Origin of the sequence: Erwinia sp. B116 (assembly GCF_002865965.1) — a bacterium.
Lineage (GTDB): Bacteria > Pseudomonadota > Gammaproteobacteria > Enterobacterales > Enterobacteriaceae > Erwinia.
This window is the reverse complement of record NZ_JRZZ01000010.1, coordinates 68,060-92,926: the sequence shown is the minus strand read 5'-3', so window position 1 is coordinate 92,926 and position 24,867 is coordinate 68,060. Positions and strand designations below refer to the sequence as shown.

Sequence of the window (24,867 nt, the reverse complement as noted above, 5' to 3'; positions counted from 1 at the left end):
CTAGCCGAAAATCGCCTGCAGATGCAGGCAGGCATCATCGAAACTGCTGCGCTCAAACATCCCCTGCTGCAGGAAGGCCTCCAGTTCGGGGTAAAGTCTGATCGCTTTGTCGAGCGTCGGGTCGGTGCCGGCGGCGTAGGCGCCGACGCTGACCAGATCGCGGTTACGCTGGAAGCTGGACAGCAGCTGTTTAAACTGGCGCACCCGCGCGTAATGGGTGTCGTCGATCAGGTGCGCCATCACGCGGCTGATCGAGGCTTCAATATCAATGGCCGGATAGTGGCCGGACTCGGCTAAGCGGCGGGATAACACGATATGGCCATCCAGAATCGCACGCGCCGAATCGGCGATCGGGTCCTGCTGGTCATCGCCTTCGGTTAAAACGGTGTAGAAGGCGGTGATTGAACCGCCGCCGTCAATGCCGTTACCGGCGCGTTCCACCAGCGCCGGCAGTTTGGCAAACACGGAAGGCGGGTAGCCTTTGGTTGCCGGTGGCTCACCGATTGCCAGCGCGATTTCGCGCTGTGCCATGGCGTAGCGGGTCAGCGAGTCCATAATCAGCAGCACGTGCTGGCCGCGATCGCGAAAATCTTCCGCAATCCGCGTGGCGTAAGAGGCACCCTGCATGCGCAGCAGCGGGGAAACGTCCGCCGGCGCGGCGATCACCACCGAGCGCGCGCGGCCCTCGATGCCGAGAATATTTTCAATAAAGTCTTTTACTTCGCGGCCGCGCTCGCCGATTAAGCCCACCACGATCACGTCGGCTTTGGTGTAGCGCGCCATCATCCCCAGCAGCACGCTTTTGCCGACGCCGGAGCCGGCAAACAGCCCCATACGCTGGCCGCGGCCGACGGTGAGCAGGGCGTTGATCGCCCGCACGCCGGTATCCAGTACGTCGGTGATCGGCGTGCGCTGCAGCGGGTTAAACGGCGGCGTGGCCAGCGCGGCACGGTAGCCGGTTTCCGGTGCGGGCAGGCCGTCCAGCGGGCGACCGCTGCCGTCCAGCACCCGGCCAAGCAGCTCCGGCCCGAGCATCATCTGCTTGCCGTTATGACTGCCGTCGCCGCTGACGCGGGCGTAAACGCGCGCGCCGGGCAGAATGCCTTCCACCTCTTCCAGCGGCATCATCAGCAGGCGCTGGCCGTTAAAGCCGACAACTTCGCTCTCCACCTCGCTGATGCCCTGGCCATCGTGACGTTCAATAACGCAGGTGGCACCGAGCGGCAGCTGCAGGCCGGTTGCTTCCAGCACCAGGCCGGTAGCACGGGTCAGGCGGCCGTAACGACGCACCTCCGGCACCGACGCCATGCGCTTTTCAAAATTATCCAGCGTGCCGAGCCAGCGTGACAGTCGCGTGGTCATTACAGCTCTCCCGGCGCGGCCAGGCGGCACAGCTCATGCCAGCGGGTGGCAACGCTGGCGTCGAGATCGCCATCTTCCGCGCTGACCTTGCAGCCGCCGGGATGAATGCCCGGATCGGCCAGCAGCCGCCAGTCGTGCAGATTCAGGGTCGCCCCAAGGCTCTGCTCGATGCGCGGCAGGTCTTCCGGGCTGACCCGCAGCGTCGGCTTGCCGCTGAACATCGGCTCCTGCTGCAGCATGGTCTGGATCTGCCGCAGCAGGGCGGTACCGTCCACCTGCGGTGCCTGGCCAATCACCTGGCGCGCCGCTTCCAGCGCCAGCTGCATCAGCCGGGCGGCGATCACGCTGTCCAGCGCTTCCAGAGTATGGTGAAACTCTGATACCAGCTGCTGCATCCGCGCCTGCAGCGGGGCCTGCTGCTGCTGTGCCTCGCTGAGGCCCTGCTGCATGCCGCTGTCATAACCGGCCTTTTGCCCCTCGGCAAAGCCGCGCTGCTGGCCTTCCGCGTAGCCCTGGGCACGTGCGTCTTCCCGCTCGCGCGTCAGCCATTGCTCATGTTCGAGCTGCTGCTGGTCAACGGCGGGGGCTTCTTCGCCGAACTCCGGTAGCTGCGGGTCATCACTCAGCGTCAGCGGTGGAATAGCCGGCCGCTCGCGCGCCATCAGATCGTCCGGTACCCAGCGCTGCCAGGGCAGGGAAACGTTATCAGACATAGGTCTCTTCGCCCCCGCCAATCACCATCTCGCCGCTTTCGGCCAGACGACGTACGATCAGCAGAATCGCTTTCTGCTCGCCCTCGACGGCAGACATACGCATCGGGCCGCGGTTGGCCAGGTCGTCGCGCAGGATATCGGCCGCACGCTGCGACATATTGCGCAGGAACTTCTCGCGCAGCGGCTGTTCGGAGCCTTTCAGTGCCACCAGCAGCGATTCGGATTCCACTTCCTGCAGCAGGCGCTGAATGCTGCGATCGTCGACCTCGATAAGGTTTTCGAACAGGAACATCTCGTCGACGATTTTCTGTGCCAGCTCGCCATCGAATTCGCGTACCGCGTCGATAACCGCCTCTTCCTGTTGAGACTTCATCAGGTTGATAATCTCGGCCGCCGTGCGCACGCCGCCCATCTTCGCCCGCTTGAGGTTCTGACCATCCAGCAGGCCGTTGAGCACTTCGGTCAGCTCGGCCAGCGCCACCGGCTGTACGCCGCCAAAGGTAGCGATACGCAGCATCACATCGTGGCGTAAACGTTCGTCGAACTGTGCCAGGATATCGGCCGCCTGGCCACGTTTGAGGTGCACCATAATGGTGGCAATAATCTGCGGGTGTTCGTCGCGGATCAGATCTGCAGCCGCCTGCGGCTCCATAAAGTTGAGCGTTTCCATCCCGGTGGCGGTGCCGCGGGTTTCCAGAATATCTTCCAGCAGGCTGGAGGCGCGCTCTTCGCCGAGCGCCTTCACCAGCACGCTGCGCAGGTAGTCATTGGAGTTGATGCTCAGCGCCGCGAACTGTTCGGCGTCGATCTCAAACTCGCGCAGCACGTCGGTCAGCTGCTTGTGCGAGACCTGGCGCATGCTGGCAATCGCCGAGCTCAGATGCTGGACTTCGCGGGTGTCGAGGTGCTTGAACACCTCGGCCGCGCGGTCTTCACCGACCGTCATCATCAGAATGGCGCTTTTTTCAGTTCCGGTGAGACTCATAGCTCGTCCTTCATCCACTGGCGAATAACCAGAGCCACCACCCGTGGGTCATTTTCTGACATCTCACGGATACGCTGGCTCATCACCTCAGCGCTTACGCGGTGCTGAGATTTACGTTCCTGATCGAGCTCATCTTTCGACAGCTTGACCGACACACCTTCATCATCATTACCGCGTGACGTTGCTGCCACTGCGGCCGCTTCGGCGATCGCCTTATCCTGCGCGGCTTTACGCAGCAGCTGTGGGCGAACCAGTTTGCGGTAGAGGATCCAGGCGACAATCAGCACCAGCAGCCAGCGTCCGGCTTCCAGCATCTGATCGATAAAGCGCTGCTGCTTCCAGAACGGCAGGGCATCGCCCAGGTCATCGCTGGCGGTAAACTGCGAATTAACCACGTTCAGGCTGTCGCCGCGCTGGCTGGAGAACCCCATCGCTTCGCGGGTCAAATCTTCAATCTGCTTCAGCTGCGCTTCATTCAGCGCCACCGGCTTACCGGCGGCATCGCTGCGGTAGTTCACGACGACCGCCACCGACAGCCGCTGCACTTCACCGACGTTCATTTTGGTGTGCAGAATGGTGCGGTTGACTTCGTAGTTGGTGGTGTCGTCGTTACGGGTATTGGAGGGCACGGTGCTGGCCGCCGTGCTGGTGGCCGCGTTAGCCGTCGCGTTGTTCGCGGTCGGGTTAGCCCCGGCGGCGTTAGCGTTCGGGGTGGTAATTGGCCCGGAATTGGCCGGCGCTGGCTGGTTGGAGAGGGCGCCTGGCACGCCGCCAGGATACTGCCCGCCCAACTGCTGACTGTTGCTGCTCTGACGCGAACGAACGGCCTGCTGGTCCGGGCTGCTGTTCGGCTTGTACTGCTCATCGGTCTGTTCACGCTTGTTGAAGTCGACCTGCGCGGTCACCTGCGCGTGCACGTTGCCGTTGCCGACAATCGGGCCGAGGATCGCTTCGATGCGCTGCTGATAACGGCTCTCAACGTCGCTGGTGTATTTCAGCTGGGTATCATTCAGATCGCGTCCGCTGGTATCCGACTGGGTCAGCAGGCGTCCACCCTGATCGACTACGGTGACGTTGCCCGGCGGCATGCCGGCGACGCTGCTGGAGACCATATGCACCACGGCATTGATCTGACCTTCATCCAGCGCGCGGCCCGCCTGCAGCGCCAGCGTTACCGACGCGGACGGGGCCTTCTGCTCGCGCACGAACAGCGACGGTTTTGGCATCGCCAGGTGGACGCGCGCGCCTTTCACCGGGCCGAGGGTTTCAATGGTTCGCGCCAGTTCGCCTTCCAGCGCGCGCTGGTAGTTAACCTGTTCGCTGAACTGGCTGATGCCGAACTTCTCTTTATCCAGCAGCTCAAAGCCAACGGAGCCGCCTTTTGGCAGCCCCTGGGACGCCAGACGCAGGCGCAGCTCATGCACTTTATCGGCCGGCACCATCAGTGCCCCGCCCTTATCATCAAACTGATAGGGGATGTTCATCTGGGTCAGCTGGGTGACGATAGCACCGCCGTCTTCATTGCTCAGGTTGCTGTACAGGACGCTGTAGTTCGGCTGTTTTGCCCACAGCACCATGGCCATCACCACGGCGATTAGCGCAGCTACGGCGACGATAATGGGAATACGGGGGTTGGCGCGTAGGCGGGCGAACAGGTCGTTAAGACCCTTCTTTTCTGAGTTAGCCTGCGTGACAGTTGAATTCATGACCCTTTCCTGCCTGATCGTTGACCGGAACTTGTGCTGTTATTGTTATGTGGTAACAAAACTGACTCCCTGATGCGCTGGCTTAAAAAAAAATCCACCTCGATGGACTGCCATTATTTTCTGAAATGAGAAATTTAATGGGTGGATAAGCCGGGTTTTTTGCAGCTATTTAGCGGCTTTGTCTTATTGACACTGTGCTAACTTTGTTCACAACAGCAAAAACCAGGGTGCAGGACAGGGGAAATCATGGCGATTCAGGGTATTGAAAGTGTGGTGCAGGCGCTGCAGTCCACCGCGTTACAGGCCGGCGGTAAGAGCGCTGAGACTGGCAGTCAGGCGGATTTTGGCGCTGAGCTGAAGGCGGCGTTAAATCGCATCAGCGAAACGCAAACCGCGTCGCGTCAGCAGGCGCAGGATTTTGAACTGGGCAAAGAGGGCATCTCGCTGAATGACGTGATGGTGGACATGCAGAAATCGAGCGTGTCGATGCAGATGGGCATTCAGGTGCGTAACAAGCTGGTCAGTGCGTACACAGAAATCATGAATATGACGGTGTAAGTAATTGTTTTAAGGCGATAAAGAAGGCGTTCTTTATCGCCAGTGGGGCGGCAGCGTAACGGGGCAGAGAGCGATCAGATTGTGTCATCCGGCGTACGTTGTACCACCAGCTCCAGCGCATTGCGGTAGATATCCAACTGCACGACGTCGTTTTCCGATTCCAGCTTCTGCAGCAGATAAAAAATCACATCCTTGTTAGTGACAAAGCCTTTTTGCGCGGTGATCTGGGCCATGGCCAGCCGCACGACTTCCGCTTCACTCAGATGAAGGTCGTCTGACATTTTGAAATATTCAGAAATTTGCGACTCGGTTGAAATTTCCTGCTGCATGGTCGTATCTCCAAAAGCTTCCCGTTTACCGCCCGGACAGGGGCAGGCAAAAACGGAGAAGCATGCTAAAATAGGAAGCGATCGTTAAAAAATTACCTCTGCAAGTAGAAATCCGATTACCTGCAGAGGCGATGCAAAGCATCATTCGTTACGCGAAGCCTTCTGGCTTCCCGTTAAATCTATACAATGATCGTAAGCTTGTACAACTTTACCGTAAAATATTTTACTGGTCAGATCTGTTGGCTGAAGTATAGTCCACTATCGCTGACTCATTTCACCCTTTCTGCTGAATATTTCCCCGTTGCTGCCGATAACTGCTGATAGCGCCTGCTGTCACGGCCCCTGTCAATTACAGCCCGAGGATGAAATGGATAATTTCCAGAAAGAGATCGACGAGAGAGCGAACCTCGCCTTATCAAACAAGTTCGAACTGCTGCTGTTCCGCCTCGGGTGTGCTGAAGGGCAGGAAAAACCTGAACTGTTTGGCATCAACGTTTTCAAACTGCGCGAAATCGTGCCGATGACCGCCATCACCCGCGCGGCGGGCATGCACTCTCCGCTGCTCGGCATGGCTAACATTCGCGGCCAGCTGATCCCGGTGATTGACCTGCCGGCGGTGGCGGGCTGTATCCCGGCCACCGGATTAAATCTCCTGCTGGTTACCGAGTATGCCCGCAGTACCCAGGCTTTTGCCGTTGAGTCGGTGGAAGACATCGTGCGGCTCAACTGGAACCAGGTCCACGCCGCCGAGTCAGGCGTCAGCACCCACAACATCACCAGCATTGCCTGCCTGGATGATGCCAACACCATGGCGATGGTGCTGGACGTTGAACAGATCCTGCATGACGTGATCCCCTCCGTGCGTGAAGTGAAAGAGAACGACATCCAGCTGAAAAACTTCAAAATGAAGCCGGGCGCGGTGGCGATCGTCGCGGAAGACTCAAAGGTGGCGCGCTCGATGATCGAGCAGGGGCTGAAGGTAATGGGGATTCCGGCGCTGTCATTTACCACCGGGCTGGAAGCCTGGACGCAGATCAAGATGATGGTGGCAGACGCGCAAAAGGAAGGAGTATCGATTCACGACAAGATTGGCCTGGTGCTGACCGACCTGGAGATGCCGGAAATGGACGGCTTCACCCTGACGCGCAATATCAAAACCGATCTCGGCCTGCAGCAAATTCCGGTGGTGATCCACTCCTCGCTCTCCGGCAGCGCCAATGAAGATCACGTGCGCAAGGTCGGGGCCAACGGTTATGTGGCAAAATTTGAGATTGGCCAGCTCTCCGCGGTGATCCACCAGGTGCTGGAGGACGCGGCGCGCTAAGCCGCGTGGCCAGCCCACGCAGGCGGGGCTGTAACGCTGACTCCGGTCTGGAGGAGGAACTCCGCGCCTACAATACAAACTCCGGACGTACCTGATTACGTCCGCTGTGTTTGGCGATATACAGTTGCTGGTCGGCCTGGTCGATGGCCGCATCCAGACTCTGTACGTGATCGATATCCAGCGCGCTCAGACCGATACTGACGGTAACGCTCAGATTGTTACCGTTGAGCAGAATTTCATTTTTTTCAATGCGGTGGCGCAGCCGGTTGGCCAGCAGGAACGCCCTCGCCGGGTTAATACCCTCAATCAGTACCAGAAATTCTTCGCCACCCATGCGGCAGATAATCGCCGACGGTTGCAGCGACTGACGGATGCACTCCGCGGTGCGGGCAAGTACGTGGTCGCCCGAGGCGTGGCCCCAGGTATCATTAATATTTTTAAAGCGGTCGATGTCCACCAGGAACGCCGCGCCGGTAAAGTTGCGCGTTTTCCCACGCGGCTTCATCAATGTTTCCAGCCGTGAGGAGAGCCCGCTGCGGGTCAACGCGCCGGTCAGCAGATCGAAGTCGGCACGCTGGGTCACCCGCGCTACCAGCTTTTTATTGGCGGTGGTGCTCAGGGCGACGATCAGCGGGCCAATCAGCATGGCCGCCACGCCCACCCGGGCTGACGACAGGCTGTCGATGCGAAACAGGTCATCTTTGCCCTGGATATTCAGCACGTTACTGGCCACGAGGATAATCTCGCTGATGCCGGTGATAAAGGTCAGGCAGCAGGTGACAAACAGCGGATAGCTGATGGCGCACCACAGCAGGGCGGGTAGCGGGAACAGCAGGCTGGCGCCGCCGCCGACCCAGATGCCGGCCACGGTGGTGATAACCAGCGTTACTACCGGCAGCAGCGAACTTTCCTGCCTGACCTTCTTCATCTCTTTCAGCTCATCGCGGCGCGGCAGGCTGATCACCAGCGGCAGCAGCAGTAATGAGGTGGAGAGCTGTTCGGAGAACCATGAAAACAGCGCCTTAAACAGCTCATCGTGGAAGTAACGCTCGCTGACGATAGCACCCAACACTGCACATGCGGCGGCGCCGATCATCGACGCCGGGAACACCCTGACCAGCGCCTGCAGGCGGCGCGGCTGGGCGCCGGTGAAGCGATCGGTCAGCAGCACCCAGCGGGCGCAGGCCACAAAAGCCATATTGGCGATATTCAGGCCGACGGAAATCAGCAGCGGCGTGCCCCACAGCAGGTCCACCGTCAGCATCCCGCAGAACATGATCAGCAGCGTTACCGGATGATCCAGCCGTGGAAAACGTATCAGCAGCCCGACCAGCAGGGCGTTGCCGGGCCAGAAGATCGACAGGGATTCGAAGCTGCGCAGGCTTAACCCGGTCAGGGAGAGCACCATGGCAAGCGAAAAGAGCAAAGCAAGCTGTTTCAGGCTGAATGGTTGATATTGCATGGCTTAGCTCAGGGCAGTTGTTATGGCCGCTCATGCGATCGGTGCGTTAAGCTTTGCCCTGCGGCGAACAACAGACCTGATTCGAATGGGTGAGTTAAAATTACGCGCCCACACGATACGTGACAAGCCGGATTAACGCAATTTATTAAACTATCCTCATGAAAGGGATTAAAAAAACGGCATGGATTACGTTTTTTTGCGCTATCCGTGCCGGGACATTGTCCGAATGTTTCAGACATTGACAAAACAATCAGCGCTTCATGGGCTTAGTGGTTCCATAACGCCGTGCTAACCTTTATCATCCCCGCTATTCAACGCTGCCGTTGCGGCCACCTTAAAGACGGATTTTATGTATCGACCTGTCGCCCTGTTTATTGGTCTGCGCTACATGCGCGGACGTGCTTCTGACCGCTTCGGGCGGTTTGTCTCCTGGCTGTCGGCCATCGGCATTACGCTTGGCGTGATGGCGCTGGTCACCGTACTGTCGGTGATGAACGGCCTTGAGCACGAGCTGGAGAAAAACACCCTCGGGCTGATGCCGCAGGCGGTGCTCTCAGGCACGTCCGGCTCCATCAACCCACAGCAGATCCCAGCCAGCCAGCTGCACCTGCGTGGCGTCGATCGGATAACGCCGCTGACCACCGGTGAGGTGGTGATGCAGAGCGCCGCCAGCGTCGGCGTTGGTGTGATGCTCGGCGTCAACCCTGACGAAGCCGATCCGCTGACCCCCTACCTGATTAACGTGCAGCAGCAACAGCTGCAGCCGGGCCAGTATCACCTGATCCTTGGCGAGCAGCTGGCGACCCAGCTGGGCGTCAAGCGCGGCGACAGCCTGCGGCTGATGGTGCCGTCTGCCAGCCAGTTCACGCCGATGGGGCGCATCCCCAGCCAGCGTCTGTTTACGGTGATCGGTACCTTTGCTTCTAACAGCGACGTCGACGGCTATCAGATTATGGTTAACCAGCAGGACGCCTCGCGCCTGATGCGCTACCCGGCGGGCAACATTACCGGCTGGCGTCTGTGGCTGGACAAACCGCTACAGGTGGACAGCCTCAGCCAGCAGGCGCTGCCGGCCGGGCTGGTGTGGAGCGACTGGCGCGATCGCAAAGGCGAGCTGTTCCAGGCGGTGAAGATGGAGAAAAATATGATGGGGCTGCTGCTCAGCCTGATCGTCGCCGTTGCCGCCTTTAACATCATCACTTCTCTTGGCCTGCTGATTATGGAAAAGCAGGGTGAAGTGGCGATCCTGCAAACCCAGGGGCTGACCCGCCGCCAGGTGGTGGCGGTGTTTATGGTGCAGGGCGCCACCGCCGGCATCGTCGGCGCGCTGTTCGGTGCGCTGCTGGGCGTGCTGCTGGCCAGCCAGCTGAACAATTTAATGCCGGTGATTGGCGCGTTCCTCGACGGCGCGGCGCTGCCGGTCGAGATTTCCATGACCCAGGTGGCCACCATTACCCTAACGGCGATGGTGGTGGCGCTGTTGTCCACGCTCTACCCTTCCTGGCGCGCCGCCGCCGTTCAACCCGCTGAGGCTTTACGTTATGAGTAACACCATCCTGTTGCAGTGCGACAACCTGTGCAAACGCTATCAGGAGGGCAGCGTGCAGACCGATGTCCTGCGCAACGTCTCCTTCAGCATGGGCAGCGGCGAGATGACGGCGATTGTCGGCAGCTCCGGTTCCGGTAAAAGTACCCTGATGCACCTGCTCGGTGGGCTGGATACGCCGACCTCCGGCGAAGTGGTGTTTGACGGCCGATCGCTGAACGGCATGTCTTCCGCCGCCAAGGCCGAGCTGCGCAACCGCGAGCTGGGTTTTATCTATCAGTTCCACCACCTGCTGCCGGACTTCAGCGCGCTGGAGAACGTGGCGATGCCGCTGCTGATCGGCAAAACCAGCAAAGCGGAGGCGCAGAGCCGTGCGCTGGCGATGCTCAAAGCGGTGGGGCTGGAGCACCGCGCCGCACACCGCCCGGCGGAGCTCTCCGGCGGTGAGCGCCAGCGCGTGGCGATCGCCCGTGCGCTGGTCAATAAACCGCGGCTGGTGCTGGCCGATGAACCGACCGGTAACCTGGACGCGCGCAACACCGATGCCATCTTTGGCCTGCTCGGTGAACTGAACCGCAGCCAGGGTACCGCCTTCCTGGTGGTCACCCACGATCTGCAGCTGGCGAAACGCATGGGCCGCCAGATGGAGATGCGTGACGGGCAGCTCAGCGAACAGCCGACGCTGACGGGTAGCCTGTGATGGGGCAGCTCTCTCTTCTGCTGGCGCTGCGCTTCAGCCGCGGCCGTCGTCGGGGCGGCATGGTGTCGCTGATCTCGGTGATCTCCACCGTCGGCATTGCGCTGGGGGTGATGGTACTGATTATCGGCCTCAGCGCGATGAACGGCTTCGAACGCGAGCTGAACAACCGCATTCTGGCGGTGGTGCCGCACGGCGAGATCGAAGCGGTTAACCAGCCGTTTACCGGCTGGCAGAGCCTGCTGCCAAAAATCGAACAGGTGCCCGGCGTGGCCGCCGCCGCCCCCTACATTAACTTCACCGGCCTGATCGAGAGCGGCAGCAAGCTGCAGGCGGTGCAGGTGAAGGGCGTGGATCCGGCGCAGGAAGGGCGCCTGAGCGCGCTGCCGTCCTACGTACAGAACGGTGCCTGGCAGAGCTTTGCCGCCGGCAGGCAGCAGATCCTGCTGGGGCAGGGGGTGGCCAACAGCCTGAAGCTGAAGCAGGGCGACTGGCTGACCATCATGATCCCCAACAGCGATCCTGAACATAAGCTGCTGCAGCCGAAGCGGGTGCGCCTGCAGGTCAGCGGCATCCTGAAGCTCAGCGGCATGCTCGATCACAGCCTGGCGCTGGTGCCGCTGGCCGACGCGCAAAGCCTGCTGGGCATGGGCGACAACGTCACCGGCATCGCGCTGAAGGCGAAAGATCCGTTTGACGCGCAGAAGCTGGTGCGCGCCGCCGGGGAAGTGACCCACAGCTACGTCTATATCCGCAGCTGGATTGGCACCTACGGCTATATGTACCGCGATATCCAGATGATCCGCGCCATTATGTACCTGGCGATGGTGCTGGTGATCGGCGTGGCCTGCTTCAACATCGTCTCCACGCTGGTGATGGCGGTAAAGGACAAGAGCGGGGATATCGCCGTGCTGCGTACCCTCGGCGCGAAAGACGGCCTGATCCGGGCGATCTTCGTCTGGTACGGCCTGCTGGCCGGGCTGGTGGGCAGCGTTAGCGGCGTGGTGCTGGGGGTGCTGGCCGCGCTGAACCTGACGCCGATCGTTCACGCGCTTGAAACCTTGACCGGCTACCATTTCCTGTCCGGCGATATCTACTTTATTGATTTCCTGCCGACCGAGCTGCACTGGCGGGATGTGATCACGGTGCTCGCCACCTCGCTGCTGTTAAGCCTGATCGCCAGCTGGTATCCGGCGCGGCGCGCCAGCCGCATCGATCCGGCGCGGGTGCTGAGTGGGCAGTAAGGTCGGGAGACGCGATGTACTACGGATTTGACGTCGGCGGCAGCAAAATTGCCCTCGGCGTGTATAACGAGCAACGCCAGCAAGTATGGAGCCGGCGCGTGCCGACCCCGGCAGATGACTATGCGCAACTGCTGGATACGCTGTGTGAACTGACCGCTGAAGCGGATGCGCACTGCGGTCAGCGGGGTAGCGTTGGCATCGGCGTGCCCGGCCTGCCGGTGCCGGACGACGGCACGCTGTTTACCGCCAATATCCCGGCGGCGCGCGGCCGCACGCTGCAGGCAGATCTCAGCCAGCGCCTCGGGCGCGCGGTGCGCATCGATAACGATGCCAACTGTTTTGCCCTGTCGGAAGCCTGGGACGATGAGTTTCAGGCCTACCCGGTGGTGCTGGGGATCATTCTCGGCACCGGCGTCGGCGGCGGGCTGATCGTCGAGGGTAAACCGGTCACCGGCCGCAACTACGTGGTCGGCGAGCTGGGGCATATGCGGCTGCCGGTGGATGCGCTGGAGATCCTCGGGCGCGACGTGCCGCTGCTGCCCTGCGGCTGTGGCAAACGCGGCTGTATTGAGGGCTATCTCTCAGGAAACGGTTTTGCCTGGCTGTGGCAGCACGTTTATAAGCAGAGTCTCAGTGCACCGGAGATAATCACCCGGTATTATCAGGGAGATGCTGACGCACGGCAGCACACCGAGCGCTACCGTGACCTGCTGGCGGTGTGCCTCGGTAACTGGCTGACGCTGCTCGACCCGCACCTGGTGGTGTTCGGCGGCGGATTATCCAATTTTGACGCGCTGTATGAGGGGCTGGCGGAGCGGGTGGCACCTTTGCTGCTACCGGTGGCCCGGCCACCGCGGTTTGCCAAAGCCCGTCATGGAGACGCAGGCGGAATGCGCGGTGCCGCATTTCTGCATATTAAAAGCCTGTCCCGGTAAAATAACCTGATGGGATGGCTCAAAGGATTAAGGAGAGGTTATGATGCGTACACCCCGCCGCCGTCTGCGGCTGGCCCGCGACAAGAAGAACCGCCGCAAGGTTCAGCAGCGTTTTCGTCAGCGCATCTTCGAGCGCGACCGTAACCTTGAAATCGCCATGCATCCGCTGCCGCGCGTGGTGGTGCTGACCGGGGCCGGTATCTCCGCCGAGTCCGGCATCCAGACCTTTCGCGCCGCCGACGGCCTGTGGGAATCCCACCGCGTTGAGGACGTTGCCACGCCGGAAGGCTTTCAGCGTAACCCGGAACGGGTGCAGGAATTCTACAACGCCCGCCGCCAGCAGCTGCAACAGCCTGAGATCCAGCCTAACGCCGCGCACCTGGCGCTGGCCGAACTGGAGTCCGCACTGGGCGACCGTCTCCTGCTGGTGACGCAGAATATCGACAACCTGCACGAACGTGCCGGCAACCGCAACGTGATCCACATGCACGGTGAACTGCTCAAGGTGCGCTGCGTCTCCAGCGGCCAGGTGCTGCACTGGAACGACGACGTGAAACCGGACGACCGCTGCCACTGCTGCCAGTTCCCGTCGCGGCTGCGCCCGCACGTGGTGTGGTTTGGCGAAATGCCGTTGCATATGGAGGAGATCTACCAGGCGCTGGCCGAGGCCGATTACTTTGTGGCGATCGGCACCTCAGGCCACGTCTATCCGGCGGCCGGGTTCGTCAGCGAAGCTAAACTGCAGGGCGCGCACACGCTGGAGCTGAACCTGGAACCAAGCCAGGTCGGCAGCGAATTCGCCGAAGCGCAGTACGGCCTCGCCAGCGAAGTGGTCCCGGCCTGGGTGCGCGGACTGCTGGACGGGCTGAAGCGCTAAGCGGGCTGAAACAGCCGACAGAGGATTTCCGCTGCCACTGTTGCTGCTCCCACACCGGCCTGAAAACACCCCGCTAATGCTGCTCTTGTTTAAAAGATCCCTGTCACTGATGTGACAGGAGAACGGTTAGATCTCATCACGTATGTTGCCTTACTGATTGCTGTCACGCTTGCCTGTCGGCAGCGAAAAAATCAAATGTGCCACCACGCCGCCAACCAGCCCCCAGAACGCCGCCCCGACGCCAAACAGGCTGACGCCGGAGGCGGTAATCAGAAAGGTAATCACCGCCGCGTCACGCTGCTTCCCATCGCCCAGCGCGCGCTGCAGGCTGCCGGCAATGGTGCCCAGCAGCGCCAGCCCGGCGATGGTGTGGATCAGCGGCAGCGGGAGTGCGTTAAGCAGGCCGCCGATCGCGCCGCCGAAAATACCTGCCAGAAGATAGAACAGCCCGGCCATTGCCGCCGCCCAGTAGCGCCGCTGCGGATCGGGGTGGACGTCCGGCCCCATGCAGATCGCCGCGGTAATCGCCGCAATGCACATGGTAAAGCCGCCAAACGGCGCCAGCAGCAGCGCGGTCAGCCCGGTCCAGGCGATCAGCGGCGACACCGGCAGCGTATAACCGGCGGCCTTCAGCGTGGCGATGCCCGGCGCGTTTTGCGAAGCCATGGTGACCACAAAAAACGGAATGCCGATGCTCAGCAGGCTGGCGGGGTTAAAGTGCGGCATCACGAACTGCGGGGCCACCACGCTCGGCCCACCACTGAAGTGGATCGCGCCCTGGCCCCAGGCCACCGCCAGCCCGCACAGCAGCGTCAGCACGATGGCGTAACGCGGCAGCAGGCGGCGCGCCAGCAGATACGTCAGCAGCATGCTGCCGCTGAGGGAAAAATTGACCTGCAGCGCGCCAAAGGCGTCAATGCCGAAGCGCAGCAGGATGCCGGCCAGCATCGCGCTGGAGATGGCCAGCGGAATATAGTTCATCAGTCGGGCGAACAGCCCGGTCACGCCGCAGAAAACGATCAGCGCCGAGGCGAAAATAAACACGCCGATGGCGTCGTTGATCGAGGTACCGGGCAGGGTGGTGACCAGCAGCGCCGCGCCGGGCGTTGACCACGCGGTCAGCACCGGCGTGCGGTACCACAGCGACAGCCCCAGCGAGGTTATGCCCATCCCCAGCCCGAGCATACTCAGCCAGCCGTTGATCTGCAGCGGCGTGGCTCCGGCCGCCGCTGCGGCCTGGAAGATAATCGCCGCCGAACTGGTATAACCGACCAGCACGGCAACAAAACCGGCCACCACGGCAGGGAAGGTGAGATGACTGAGGGACAGCGGCGGTCGCATGGCTAACTCCATATAAATCGTGCGTTATAGCGCACAAGCTAGCACCGTGCGTTATAGCGCACAAGCGGTTATACTGCGTTTTTTACCGGATTTACCGGAGGTTTTATGCAGGCGCTGCAACACCATCTTGCCGACACCCTGAAGCGTGAACGCAGCCAGCGCGGCTGGAGCCTGACCCAGGCCGCCGACGCCACCGGCGTCAGCAAGGCGATGCTCGGCCAGATCGAGCGCGGCGAGTCCAGCCCGACCATCGCCACGCTGTGGAAGATTGCTACCGGCTTTAACCTCTCCTTCTCGGCGTTTATCAGCGCAGAGGCTGCGCCGCCGGATCCCGCCAATACGGCGCTATCCGCAGCGCAACAGGCCGCTGCGGCTCAACAGACAGAGGGTGATCCCGATCCTCGTCCGCCGCATTCTGGCGAGGGTGATCAGGTTTCCCGCCCATCCCGTCAAAACCGCGCCTCAGCCGCCGCGCCCGTTGAGCACCCCCAGCGCAGTCATCCGACCCCGGTCGCCTATCAGCAGTCCGATCGCGGTATGCAGGCCACGCTGCTGTTTCCCTTCGATGCTGAAACCGGCTTTGAGCTGCTGGTGATTGAGCTGGCCGCCGGGGCGCTGAGTGAATCCAGCGCCCACGAAGCCGGCATGATCGAGCACGTGATTGTGCTGGAGGGTGAGCTGGAGATCTGCCTCGACGGTGAATGGCAGCGGCTGGCCTGCGGCGAAGGCGTTCGCTTTCGCGCCGACCGGCCACATGCTTACCGCAATCCTGGAGCGCAGCCGGTGAGGTTTCATGATGTGATCCACTATCCGCGCCGTTAATTGCGTCTTTACCCGCTTCACTGATCTGTGACAGGATTTTGTCTGAGTCGCAGCACCATAATCATACCAGGCACTCCAGAGGGATCACTGATGAACAATCTGCTAGACCGCTTCTTAAGCTATGTCGCTATCGACACCCAGTCCAGACCCGGCGCGCGGCAGACGCCGAGCAGCGAAGGGCAGTGGACGCTGTTGCGCCAGCTGCAGGATGAATTGAAGGCGCTGGGGCTGACCGATATTACCTGCAGCGAACACGGGATCGTGATGGCCACGCTGCCGTCTAATGTCGCCTGGCCGGTGCCGACCATCGGCTTTATCTCACATGTGGATACCGCGCCGGATATGACCGGCAAAAACGTCAATCCGCAGATTATTGAGAACTATCGCGGCGGCGATATTGCGCTGGGGCACGGCGAAGAGATCCTCTCGCCGGTGACCTTTCCGGTGCTGCACCAGCTGCACGGCCATACGCTGATCGCTACCGACGGCAAAACCCTGCTCGGTGCGGATGACAAAGCCGGGGTAGCGGAGATTATGACCGCGCTGGCGCGGCTGGTGGGTGAGGGCAAACCGCACGGCCCGATCCGCGTTGCTTTCACGCCGGATGAAGAGATTGGTAAAGGAGTGCGCCACTTTGACGTCGCCGCCTTTGCCGCCGACTGGGCCTACACCGTCGACGGCAGCGGCATTGGTGAATTCGAATACGAGAACTTCAACGCCGCCTCGGTGACGGTGAATATCACCGGTAATAACGTCCATCCGGGCAGCGCCAAAGGGGTGATGGTCAACGCGCTGGATCTGGCCATGCGCTTCCACCAGGCGGTGCCGGCGGAAGAGGTGCCGGAGAAAACCGCCGGCTACCAAGGCTTCTGGCATCTGCACGGCAGCAAGGGCAGCGTCGAGCACGCCGAGCTGCACTATATCGTGCGTGATTTTGATCGCGACAGCTTTGCCGCCCGCAAACAGACCCTGCAGGCCATCGCCGACCGGCTGAACCAGACCCTGCCGGAGTCGGCCAGCATCCGCCTGCAAATCGAAGATACCTATTTCAATATGCGCGAGAAGGTGGAAGCCTGCCCGCAGAGCATTGAGCTGGCGCTGCAGGCGATCCGCGACTGCGGCATCACGCCTGACGTGAAGCCAATTCGCGGCGGCACCGACGGCGCGCAGCTCTCCTTTATGGGGCTGCCGTGCCCGAACATCTTTACCGGCGGCTACAACTACCACGGCAAGCACGAGTTCGCTTCGCTGGACTATATGGAGAAAGCGGTGCAGGTAATCGCCCGCCTCGCCGCGCTGGCGGCAGAGCAGGCAAAGCCGCGCTAAGCGAATTACCGTTAAACGCCCGCCAGCGTATCGCCTCTGGCGCATCAGCCGGCGGTGCGCAGCGTAGTTTCCGGCTGTGCGCTACTATTAACTGTCTTATTTCCCCATTCAGCGATCGCGACCGGTGCTGTGATAAACAGCGCCGGGCCGCCTGCGCTATAGGATCGAAAATGAACAAAACCGTTATGTCGTTGCTGTCTGTCATGCTGCTGGCCAGCCCGCTGGTGCAGGCATCAAGTGAAGCCGCCTGGCAGCAGAGCAACAAGGATATGCAGGGGGCTTGTCTTAAGGCCAGCCAGCTCAGTAAGGTAAAAGTGGTGGGTAAGGCCATTGAGTATGACGACAGCGTGGGTTACAGCGCGCTGCTGCTGGAAGGGCGCTACCCGCAGAAGCACATGAACAACCAGCGCGGACGTGAGCTGTGCCTGTTCCAGCGCAGCAGCGGTAAAGCGGTGGTCAGTGAAGCCGACCAGCTGAGCGCCAAAAAATAACCCACCGCGCCGGCGTTGTTCTGAGGACGCAGGCGCGAATCTTGTCCGTTTGGCAGCGTATCCCTCTCTCACACACCGGTCAGTTCGGACGTTGTCGCTTCGCCTTGCACGGTTCTCTGTTCTGCCGCGATCCGACCAGCCCACCCGCTGGTATTCCCTGACTGTACCGCCTCATCTCACACTCAATGTAAAACCACCGTCTTTCTCTCACTGCGCACCGTTCCTGCATCAGGGGCAGTAAGCCGTAGCCCAATACCCCCTCTCCTGATCTTTCCTCCACCCGCCGTCATTTCACAAACGTCATCTGCCGTTAACCGGCCTGTCACACAGCGCGGGCAAAGTAGGGCGCATCCGCAGCTACGGAATCGTTTTCTCTGTGCTGCAACGGAAATGACGTTGTGGAGATTTTTTTTATGCTGAACATGTCCAGACATCCGACCACTTTATACCAGGCGATTGCCAGCCAGCTGGAGCAGGAGCTGCATCGCTACCGCTGTGGCGACTATCTGCCGCCGGAGAAACAGCTGGCGGCGCAGTATGCGGTTAACCGCCATACGCTTCGTCGGGCGGTGGACCAGCTGGTGGAGAAGGGGCTGGTGCAGCGCCGCCAGGGAGTGGGGATTCTGGTGCTGATGCGCCCGTACAACTACCCGCTGCATGCTCAGGCACGTTTCAGTCAGAACCTGCTTGAGCAGGGCAGCCATCCGACCAGCGAACGCCTGCTGGCGGTGCTGCGCCCGTGCAACAGCGACGTGGCGACGGCGCTGGGCTGTCAGGAAGGTGACACGGTGATCCATCTGCGCACCCTGCGCCGGGTCAACGGCGTGCCGGTGTGCGTGATCAATCACTGGCTGCCGGAGCTGAGCTGGTGGCCGCAGTTGCAAACGTTCACCAGCGGATCGCTGCATGACTTTATGCAGCAGCATCTGACCTCCGGCCTCAGCCGCAGGCAGACGCGGATCACCGCGCGCCGCGCGCAGGCGAAAGAGAGCCAGCTGCTGGAGGTGGCGCTGCACGCGCCGCTGCTCTGCGTGCGCACCCTGAACACCGAAACCGACGGCGGCAGGATGGCGGAATACTCCGTCAGCCTGACCCGCGCCGATATGATTGAACTGACGCTGGAGCACTAAATGGAAGCACAGAGAATCCGCCAGCACTGGCTGTCGGTGCTGGCCCACAGCACGCCGCAACAGCTGCTGGCGCACTGGCCCGCACAGCTGCAGCCGGAGTACCAGCTGCTGCGCGCACCTGAAACCGGCCTGACCCGCCTGCAGGCGCGGATGGGCGGCACCGGTAAACGTTTTATCCTCGGTGACACCACCGTCACCCGCGCGGTGGTCAGGCTGAACAACGGCTTATGCGGCTACAGCTACGTGCTGGGCCGTGACCATCAGCACGCCGAACGCTGCGCGCTGCTGGATGCGCTGCTGCAGGGGGAACAGTTCAAGGCCCTGCAGCAGCAGATCATTGCGCCGCTGGCGGCCCTGCGTCAGGAGCAGCTGACGCTGCGCTCGCGCGAGGTGGCCAGCAGCCGCGTCGACTTCTTTACCCTGGTCCGGGGAGATAACTAAATGACCTTACTTGCCAGCTTCAGCCATCCGGTTGCCGACGCGCAACGCGCCTTCCGTCGTATTCTCAAAGCCATGAGCGAGCCGGGGGTGATGGTCTCGCTGCCGGTACTGCCGGCGTGGGGGCAGACCTCCACCGCCGCCACGGCGGTGATGATGACCCTCGTCGACGGTGAAACGCCGCTGTGGATCGACGCCCGGCTGGATAACGAGGCCCTGCGCAACAATCTGCGCTTCCACACCGGTGCGCCGGTGACCGACAGCACCCGGGCACCGTTTGCGCTGTTGCACGCGGAATCTGAGGCCGATATCGCCGGTTTCTCCGCCGGGGACAACCTCTCGCCGGAGAAGAGCAGCACGCTGATCATTGAGGTGCCATCGCTGAGCGGTGGCCTGACCCTGCGTCTGCGCGGTCCGGGGCTGATGGAAACCCGCGCCATTGCGCCCAAACTGCCGGCCAACGTGCTGCGCTATCTGCGCGACCGCTCGCATCGCTTCCCGCAGGGGATCGACCTGATCTTTACCTGCGGGGAAAATATGATGGCGCTGCCGCGCACCACCGACGTGGAGGTGTGCTGATGTACGTCGCGGTAAAAGGGGGCGAGAAGGCGATCGCCGCCGCCCATCAGCTGCAGGAGAGCCTGCGCCGCGGCGATCCGCAGCAGCCGGAGTTGCAGTGTGAACAGATTGAGCAGCAGCTGGGGCTGGCGGTGGATCGGGTAATGACCGAAGGCGGCATTCACGACCGCGAGCTGGCGGCGCTGGCGATCAAACAGGCCAGCGGCGACCTGGTGGAAGCGATCTTCCTGCTGCGCGCCTACCGCACCACGCTGCCCAGACTGGCGGACAGCGTGCCGCTGGACACCGCGCAGATGCGCGTCGAGCGCCGTATCTCGGCGGTGTACAAGGATCTGCCCGGCGGGCAGCTGCTCGGCCCGACCTACGACTACACCCACCGGCTGCTGGATTTCACCCTGCTGGCGGAGGGTAAAGCGCCCGCCGCGCCGCGTGCGGACCAGCCGCTGGAGCCGCGCTGCCCGCATATGTTCGACCTGATGACCCGCGAAGGGCTGGCGCTGCGCGAAGAGGATGACGGCAGCGAGCCGCCGGATATCACCCGTGAGCCGCCGTCCTACCCGCAGCCGCGCGCGGCACGCCTGCAGCAGCTGGTGCGCGGCGACGAAGGCTTTCTGCTGGCGCTGGGCTACTCCGGCCAGCGCGGCTATGGCCGCACCCATCCGTTTGCCGGCGAGATCCGCACCGGCTACGTCACCGTCGAGATCGTACCGGAGGAACTGGGCTTCCCGCTGGAGATCGGCGAGCTGCTGCTTACCGAATGCGAAATGGTCAACGGTTTCACCGCCCCGGAAGAGCGTGCGCCGCACTTTACCCGCGGCTACGGACTGGTGTTTGGCCGCGCCGAGCGCAAAGCGATGGCGATGGCGCTGGTCGATCGCGCGCTGCAAACCGCTGAGCACGGTGAGCGGGTCACCAGCCCGGCGCAGGATGAGGAGTTTGTGCTCGCCCATGCGGATAACGTCGAAGCCTCCGGCTTTGTTTCGCACCTGAAGCTACCCCACTACGTTGATTTCCAGGCCGAGCTGGTGCTGCTGAAGCGCCTGCGCGCCGAATACGAGGAGCAGCACCGTGAGTGAACTGAACGGCTATAACCCCGGCTACCTCGACGAACAGAGCAAACGCACCCTCCGGCGGGCGATCCTCAAGGCGGTGGCGATCCCCGGCTACCAGGTGCCGTTCGGCGGCCGCGAAATGCCGATGCCGTACGGCTGGGGCACCGGCGGCATCCAGCTGACCGCCAGCGTGATCGGCGAGCACGACGTGCTGAAGGTGATTGACCAGGGCGCGGACGACACCACCAACGCGGTGTCGATCCGCCGCTTCTTCCAGCGGGTCAGCGGTGCGGCCACCACCGAACGCACCGTCGACGCCACGCTGATCCAGACCCGTCACCGCATTCCGGAAACGCCGCTGGCGGAGGATCAGATCCTGATTTATCAGGTGCCGATCCCGGAGCCGCTGCGCTTTATTGAGCCGCGTGAAACCGAAACCCGCACCATGCACGCGCTGGAAGAGTACGGCATCATGCAGGTCAAACTGTATGAGGATATCGCCCGCTACGGCCATATCGCCACCACCTACGCCTACCCGGTGAAGGTTAACGATCGCTACGTGATGGACCCGTCGCCGATCCCGAAATTTGATAACCCGAAGATGAATATGATGCCGGCTCTGCAGCTGTTTGGCGCCGGGCGCGAGAAGCGCATCTACGCGCTGCCGCCCTATACCCGGGTCGAGAGCCTCGACTTTGACGATCACCCGTTCAGCGTGCAGCGCTGGGAGCAGCCCTGTGCGCTGTGCGGCTCACGCGACAGCTACCTGGATGAAGTGGTGCTGGACGACGCAGGTAACCGCCTGTTTGTCTGCTCCGACACCGACTACTGCGGGGAACAGCAGCAGCTGCAGGGCCAGCGCCCGTCGCCGCTGTCGGCACAGCAACCGCAGTGGCAGGCAGATCAGACTCCACCGTCTCAATCCCGGGAGCCGCAACCGTCCCCGGAATGGCAGCAGGACCCACAACAGCCGCAGGAGCCATCCCTATGATCGCAGAGTCACCGCTGCTGGCGGTTAACCAGCTGACCCACCTCTACGCGCCGGGCAAGGGCTTTAGCGACGTCTCCTTTGAGCTCTATCCGGGTGAGGTATTAGGCATCGTCGGCGAGTCCGGCTCCGGCAAAACCACGCTGCTGAAGGCGATCTCCGCCCGGCTGACGCCGCAGCAGGGCTCGATTATCTATCAGGGCGAAGACCTCTACGCCCGCAGCGAAAGCGATCGTCGCCGCCTGCTGCGCACCGAGTGGGGCGTGGTACACCAGTATCCGATGGACGGGCTGCGGGCGCAGGTCTCCGCCGGCGGCAATATCGGCGAACGGCTGATGGCGGTGGGGGAACGCCACTACGGCCAGATCCGCGCCACCGCCGGCCAGTGGCTGCAGGACGTGGAGATCCCGCTGGCGCGCATTGACGACCTGCCGGGCACCTTCTCCGGCGGCATGCAGCAGCGCCTGCAGATTGCCCGTAACCTGGTCACCCGGCCGAAGCTGGTGTTTATGGATGAACCCACCGGCGGTCTGGACGTTTCGGTGCAGGCGCGGCTGCTGGATCTGCTGCGCACGCTGGTGCGCGATCTCAACCTGGCGGTGGTGATCGTCACCCACGATCTCGGCGTGGCGCGGCTGCTGGCCCACCGGCTGCTGGTGATGAAGCAGGGCGCGGTGGTGGAGAGCGGGCTGACCGACCGGGTGCTGGATGACCCGCATCATCCCTATACCCAGCTGCTGGTTTCATCGGTGCTGAGCTGACGCGTTATGCGGTCATCAGTCCCCGGTGCGGGCGGCGGCACCAGGCGGGTTACCGCCCGTCAGGCGCTGAGTGGGGCAGTGAAACGTTGACTACTATTATCTGACGGTGATAACCCTCATGAGCTTAAAACTACGCGTTGAAAATCTGTCGAAAACGTTTGTGATGCACAACCAGCAGGGCGCACGCCTGCCGGTGCTGGAAAATGCCACGCTGCAGGTGGTGGCGGGGGAGTGCGTGGTGCTGCACGGCCACTCCGGCAGCGGCAAGTCCACGCTGCTGCGCTCGCTGTACGCTAACTATCTGCCGGACAGCGGCCATATCTGGCTTGATCATCACGGCGAATGGGTCGATCTGGTCAGTGCCCCGGCGCGACAAATCCTCAGCATCCGCCGTGATACGCTGGGCTGGGTCAGCCAGTTTCTGCGGGTGATCCCGCGTATTACCACGCTGGAGGTGGTGATGCAGCCGCTGCTGGAGCGCGGCGTGGCGCGTGCCGAGAGTGAAGAGCGCGCCAAAGCGCTGCTTGGCCACCTTAACGTGCCCGAGCGGTTATGGTCGCTGGCACCGTCCACCTTCTCCGGCGGTGAGCAGCAGCGGGTCAATATCGCCCGCGGGTTTATCGCCGAGTCGCCGATTCTGCTGCTCGACGAGCCGACCGCCTCGCTGGACGCCACCAACAGCGCCGCGGTGGTGGCGCTGATTGAGCAGGCGCGCCAGCGCGGCGCGGCCATCGTCGGTATTTTTCATGACCACGCGGTGCGCGAACGCGTCGCGGACCGTCTGCATGTGATGCAACCTGTTGCCGTGGAGCACGCCCTGTGATTATCAACAACGTTAAACTGATTCTGGAAAAGGAAGTGGTGGCCGGATCGCTGGCCTGCGAGAACGGCGTCATCACCGCTTACGCCGACACGCCCAGCCAGCTGCCGGAGGCGATCGACGGCGAAGGCGGCTGGCTGATGCCGGGCATGATCGAACTGCATACCGATAACCTCGACAGGTTCTTTGCGCCACGACCAAAGGTGGACTGGCCGGCCCACTCGGCGATGAGCAGCCACGATGCGCTGATTATTGCCAGCGGCATCACCACGGTGCTGGACGCGATCGGCGTCGGCGACGTGCGCGACGGCGGCCACCGCATGGATAATCTGCAGAAGATGATTAAGGCGATCCGTCACAGCCAGAAGCACGGGCTGAACCGTGCCGAACACCGTCTGCACCTGCGCTGCGAGCTGCCAAATGATTCGACGCTGCCGCTGTTTGAACAGCTGATGTGCATTCCCGAACTGTCGCTGGTGTCGCTGATGGATCACTCGCCGGGCCAGCGCCAGTACGTGTCGCTGGCGGCGTGGCGCACCTACTTTGGCGGCAAGTATCAGATGAGCGACGCGCAGCTGGACGCCTACCAGGCCGACCAGCTGCGGCTGGCCGCCCGCTGGTCCGCACCGAACCGCGAGGCGATCGCCGCCTGGTGCCGCCAGTACCGGATCCCGCTGGCCAGCCACGATGATGCCACCCATGCTCACGTGCAGGAGTCGCAGGCGATCGGCAGCACCATCGCCGAATTCCCGACCACCGCCGAAGCCGCACGCGCCTCACGGGAACTGGGGCTGCAGGTGCTGATGGGGGCACCGAATATCGTGCGCGGCGGCTCACACTCCGGCAACGTAGCGGCCGCTGACCTGGCCGCGGCGGGTCAGCTGGATATCCTGTCATCCGATTACTATCCCGCCAGCCTGCTGGATGCGGCGTTCCGGCTGGCGCACGACGAACGCAACGCCTTCGACCTGCCTGCCGCCATCGCGCTGGTGACCCGTAATCCGGCACGTGCCATTAACCTGCACGATCGCGGGACGATCGCCGAAGGGCTGCGTGCCGATCTGGTGCTGGTGCACGAGCATCAGCAGCAGCCGTACGTCAGAAGCGTCTGGGCGCAGGGCAGGATGGTGTTCTGATGGCGCGGCTGATCTGGCTGATTGGGCCGTCCGGTGCCGGCAAGGACAGCCTGCTGCAGGCGCTGGGCGAATGCCCGCCGCCGCAGCTGCTGATTGCCCACCGCTATATCACCCGCAGCGCCGGGGCGGGCGGCGAGAACCACGTGGCGCTCAGCGAGCAGGAGTTTTTACGCCGCAGCGAGCTGGGGCTGTTTGCCATCGAGTGGCAGGCGCACCAGTGCTTTTACGGGCTGGGTTGCGAAACA

25 protein-coding genes and 1 pseudogene are annotated in these 24,867 nt (G+C 62.2%); 19 read left to right on the top strand and 7 right to left on the bottom strand.

Annotated elements, in window-relative coordinates; all coding sequences use genetic code 11:
- From fliI to fliF, 4 genes are read right to left on the bottom strand one after another with little or no spacing between them, the layout of a single operon-like run.
- Positions 1-1,362: a flagellar protein export ATPase FliI gene (fliI, locus tag NV64_RS09855; RefSeq protein ID WP_056236533.1), complete on the bottom strand. Its 1,362-nt coding sequence runs from the start codon at positions 1,360-1,362 to the stop codon at positions 1-3.
- The gene (gene fliH / locus NV64_RS09850) at positions 1,362-2,075 is read right to left on the bottom strand and encodes a flagellar assembly protein FliH (RefSeq protein ID WP_101505836.1); all 714 of its coding nucleotides are present in this window, start codon (positions 2,073-2,075) and stop codon (positions 1,362-1,364) included. The genes fliI and fliH overlap by 1 nt, the downstream gene beginning before the upstream one ends.
- On the bottom strand, positions 2,068-3,060 hold the full coding sequence (fliG, locus tag NV64_RS09845; RefSeq protein ID WP_056236529.1) for a flagellar motor switch protein FliG: 993 nt from the start codon (positions 3,058-3,060) through the stop codon (positions 2,068-2,070). The genes fliH and fliG overlap by 8 nt, the downstream gene beginning before the upstream one ends.
- Positions 3,057-4,766, bottom strand: a complete 1,710-nt coding sequence (gene fliF, locus NV64_RS09840; RefSeq protein ID WP_056236527.1) for a flagellar basal-body MS-ring/collar protein FliF — start codon at positions 4,764-4,766, stop codon at positions 3,057-3,059. Before fliF ends, fliG begins: the two co-directional genes overlap by 4 nt.
- Before the next feature lie 246 nt (positions 4,767-5,012).
- Here fliF and fliE point away from each other — a divergent pair, with 246 nt between their 5' ends.
- A complete protein-coding gene (gene fliE, locus NV64_RS09835) occupies positions 5,013-5,324 on the top strand; it encodes a flagellar hook-basal body complex protein FliE (protein ID WP_101505835.1) in 312 nt (103 codons plus the stop codon).
- A 74-nt stretch (positions 5,325-5,398) separates the two neighbouring features.
- Here the strand turns inward: fliE and NV64_RS09830 are convergent, their stop codons facing one another.
- A complete protein-coding gene (locus NV64_RS09830) occupies positions 5,399-5,653 on the bottom strand; it encodes a biofilm/acid-resistance regulator YmgB/AriR (protein ID WP_101505834.1) in 255 nt (84 codons plus the stop codon).
- Positions 5,654-6,020: 367 nt separating this feature from the next.
- Between NV64_RS09830 and NV64_RS09825 the strand changes: the two genes are divergently transcribed.
- Positions 6,021-6,977: a chemotaxis protein gene (locus NV64_RS09825; RefSeq protein ID WP_056236522.1), complete on the top strand. Its 957-nt coding sequence runs from the start codon at positions 6,021-6,023 to the stop codon at positions 6,975-6,977.
- Positions 6,978-7,044: 67 nt separating this feature from the next.
- Here the strand turns inward: NV64_RS09825 and NV64_RS09820 are convergent, their stop codons facing one another.
- The gene (locus NV64_RS09820) at positions 7,045-8,439 is read right to left on the bottom strand and encodes a GGDEF domain-containing protein (protein ID WP_101505833.1); all 1,395 of its coding nucleotides are present in this window, start codon (positions 8,437-8,439) and stop codon (positions 7,045-7,047) included.
- A gap of 349 nt (positions 8,440-8,788) precedes the next feature.
- On the opposite strand from NV64_RS09820, the gene lolC reads away from it, so the two are divergent.
- The 5 genes from lolC to cobB are packed head-to-tail and all read left to right on the top strand — an operon-like array spanning position 8,789 to position 13,738.
- A complete protein-coding gene (gene lolC / locus NV64_RS09815; RefSeq protein ID WP_056236519.1) occupies positions 8,789-9,988 on the top strand; it encodes a lipoprotein-releasing ABC transporter permease subunit LolC in 1,200 nt (399 codons plus the stop codon).
- Positions 9,981-10,685 carry a lipoprotein-releasing ABC transporter ATP-binding protein LolD gene (lolD, locus tag NV64_RS09810; protein WP_056236517.1) on the top strand — a complete coding sequence of 235 codons (705 nt, stop codon included), beginning with the start codon at positions 9,981-9,983 and terminating at the stop codon, positions 10,683-10,685. Before lolC ends, lolD begins: the two co-directional genes overlap by 8 nt.
- Complete coding sequence (lolE, locus tag NV64_RS09805; RefSeq protein WP_101505832.1) at positions 10,682-11,926, top strand: lipoprotein-releasing ABC transporter permease subunit LolE; 1,245 nt, start codon at positions 10,682-10,684, stop codon at positions 11,924-11,926. The genes lolD and lolE overlap by 4 nt, the downstream gene beginning before the upstream one ends.
- Before the next feature lie 14 nt (positions 11,927-11,940).
- Positions 11,941-12,861: an N-acetylglucosamine kinase gene (nagK, locus tag NV64_RS09800; protein WP_101505831.1), complete on the top strand. Its 921-nt coding sequence runs from the start codon at positions 11,941-11,943 to the stop codon at positions 12,859-12,861.
- A 43-nt stretch (positions 12,862-12,904) separates the two neighbouring features.
- Positions 12,905-13,738 carry a Sir2 family NAD+-dependent deacetylase gene (cobB, locus tag NV64_RS09795; RefSeq protein WP_056237155.1) on the top strand — a complete coding sequence of 278 codons (834 nt, stop codon included), beginning with the start codon at positions 12,905-12,907 and terminating at the stop codon, positions 13,736-13,738.
- Positions 13,739-13,888: 150 nt separating this feature from the next.
- On the opposite strand, the gene NV64_RS09790 is transcribed toward cobB, so the two are convergent.
- Positions 13,889-15,079 carry a benzoate/H(+) symporter BenE family transporter gene (locus NV64_RS09790; RefSeq protein ID WP_101505830.1) on the bottom strand — a complete coding sequence of 397 codons (1,191 nt, stop codon included), beginning with the start codon at positions 15,077-15,079 and terminating at the stop codon, positions 13,889-13,891.
- A 105-nt stretch (positions 15,080-15,184) separates the two neighbouring features.
- Between NV64_RS09790 and NV64_RS24500 the strand changes: the two genes are divergently transcribed.
- The 12 genes and pseudogenes from NV64_RS24500 to NV64_RS09725 form a co-directional block, all read left to right on the top strand.
- Positions 15,185-15,901, top strand: coding sequence for a helix-turn-helix domain-containing protein (locus tag NV64_RS24500; RefSeq protein ID WP_369878872.1), 717 nt, complete (start codon positions 15,185-15,187; stop codon positions 15,899-15,901).
- A gap of 90 nt (positions 15,902-15,991) precedes the next feature.
- Entirely contained in the window at positions 15,992-17,227 is a 1,236-nt protein-coding gene (pepT, locus tag NV64_RS09775) for a peptidase T (protein WP_101505829.1), read from the top strand.
- Positions 17,228-17,397: 170 nt separating this feature from the next.
- Complete coding sequence (locus tag NV64_RS09770; RefSeq protein ID WP_101505828.1) at positions 17,398-17,718, top strand: hypothetical protein; 321 nt, start codon at positions 17,398-17,400, stop codon at positions 17,716-17,718.
- Between the two features lie 413 nt (positions 17,719-18,131).
- Positions 18,132-18,848 carry a phosphonate metabolism transcriptional regulator PhnF gene (gene phnF / locus NV64_RS09765; protein ID WP_056237153.1) on the top strand — a complete coding sequence of 239 codons (717 nt, stop codon included), beginning with the start codon at positions 18,132-18,134 and terminating at the stop codon, positions 18,846-18,848.
- Positions 18,849-19,289 carry a phosphonate C-P lyase system protein PhnG gene (phnG, locus tag NV64_RS09760; RefSeq protein ID WP_056236506.1) on the top strand — a complete coding sequence of 147 codons (441 nt, stop codon included), beginning with the start codon at positions 18,849-18,851 and terminating at the stop codon, positions 19,287-19,289.
- On the top strand, positions 19,290-19,865 hold the full coding sequence (gene phnH, locus NV64_RS09755; protein WP_101505827.1) for a phosphonate C-P lyase system protein PhnH: 576 nt from the start codon (positions 19,290-19,292) through the stop codon (positions 19,863-19,865).
- Positions 19,865-20,941 carry a carbon-phosphorus lyase complex subunit PhnI gene (locus NV64_RS09750; RefSeq protein ID WP_101505826.1) on the top strand — a complete coding sequence of 359 codons (1,077 nt, stop codon included), beginning with the start codon at positions 19,865-19,867 and terminating at the stop codon, positions 20,939-20,941. Before phnH ends, NV64_RS09750 begins: the two co-directional genes overlap by 1 nt.
- On the top strand, positions 20,934-21,908 hold the full coding sequence (locus NV64_RS09745) for an alpha-D-ribose 1-methylphosphonate 5-phosphate C-P-lyase PhnJ (RefSeq protein ID WP_233208960.1): 975 nt from the start codon (positions 20,934-20,936) through the stop codon (positions 21,906-21,908). Before NV64_RS09750 ends, NV64_RS09745 begins: the two co-directional genes overlap by 8 nt.
- Positions 21,905-22,666: a phosphonate C-P lyase system protein PhnK gene (phnK, locus tag NV64_RS09740; RefSeq protein WP_101505825.1), complete on the top strand. Its 762-nt coding sequence runs from the start codon at positions 21,905-21,907 to the stop codon at positions 22,664-22,666. The genes NV64_RS09745 and phnK overlap by 4 nt, the downstream gene beginning before the upstream one ends.
- 118 nt (positions 22,667-22,784) lie before the next feature.
- Positions 22,785-23,489, top strand: coding sequence for a phosphonate C-P lyase system protein PhnL (phnL, locus tag NV64_RS09735; RefSeq protein ID WP_101505824.1), 705 nt, complete (start codon positions 22,785-22,787; stop codon positions 23,487-23,489).
- The gene (phnM, locus tag NV64_RS09730) at positions 23,486-24,622 is read left to right on the top strand and encodes an alpha-D-ribose 1-methylphosphonate 5-triphosphate diphosphatase (protein ID WP_056236493.1); all 1,137 of its coding nucleotides are present in this window, start codon (positions 23,486-23,488) and stop codon (positions 24,620-24,622) included. Before phnL ends, phnM begins: the two co-directional genes overlap by 4 nt.
- Positions 24,622-24,867 (top strand): annotated as a pseudogene (locus NV64_RS09725) (ribose 1,5-bisphosphate phosphokinase PhnN); the annotation flags it as partial. The gene phnM and the pseudogene NV64_RS09725, both read left to right, overlap by 1 nt.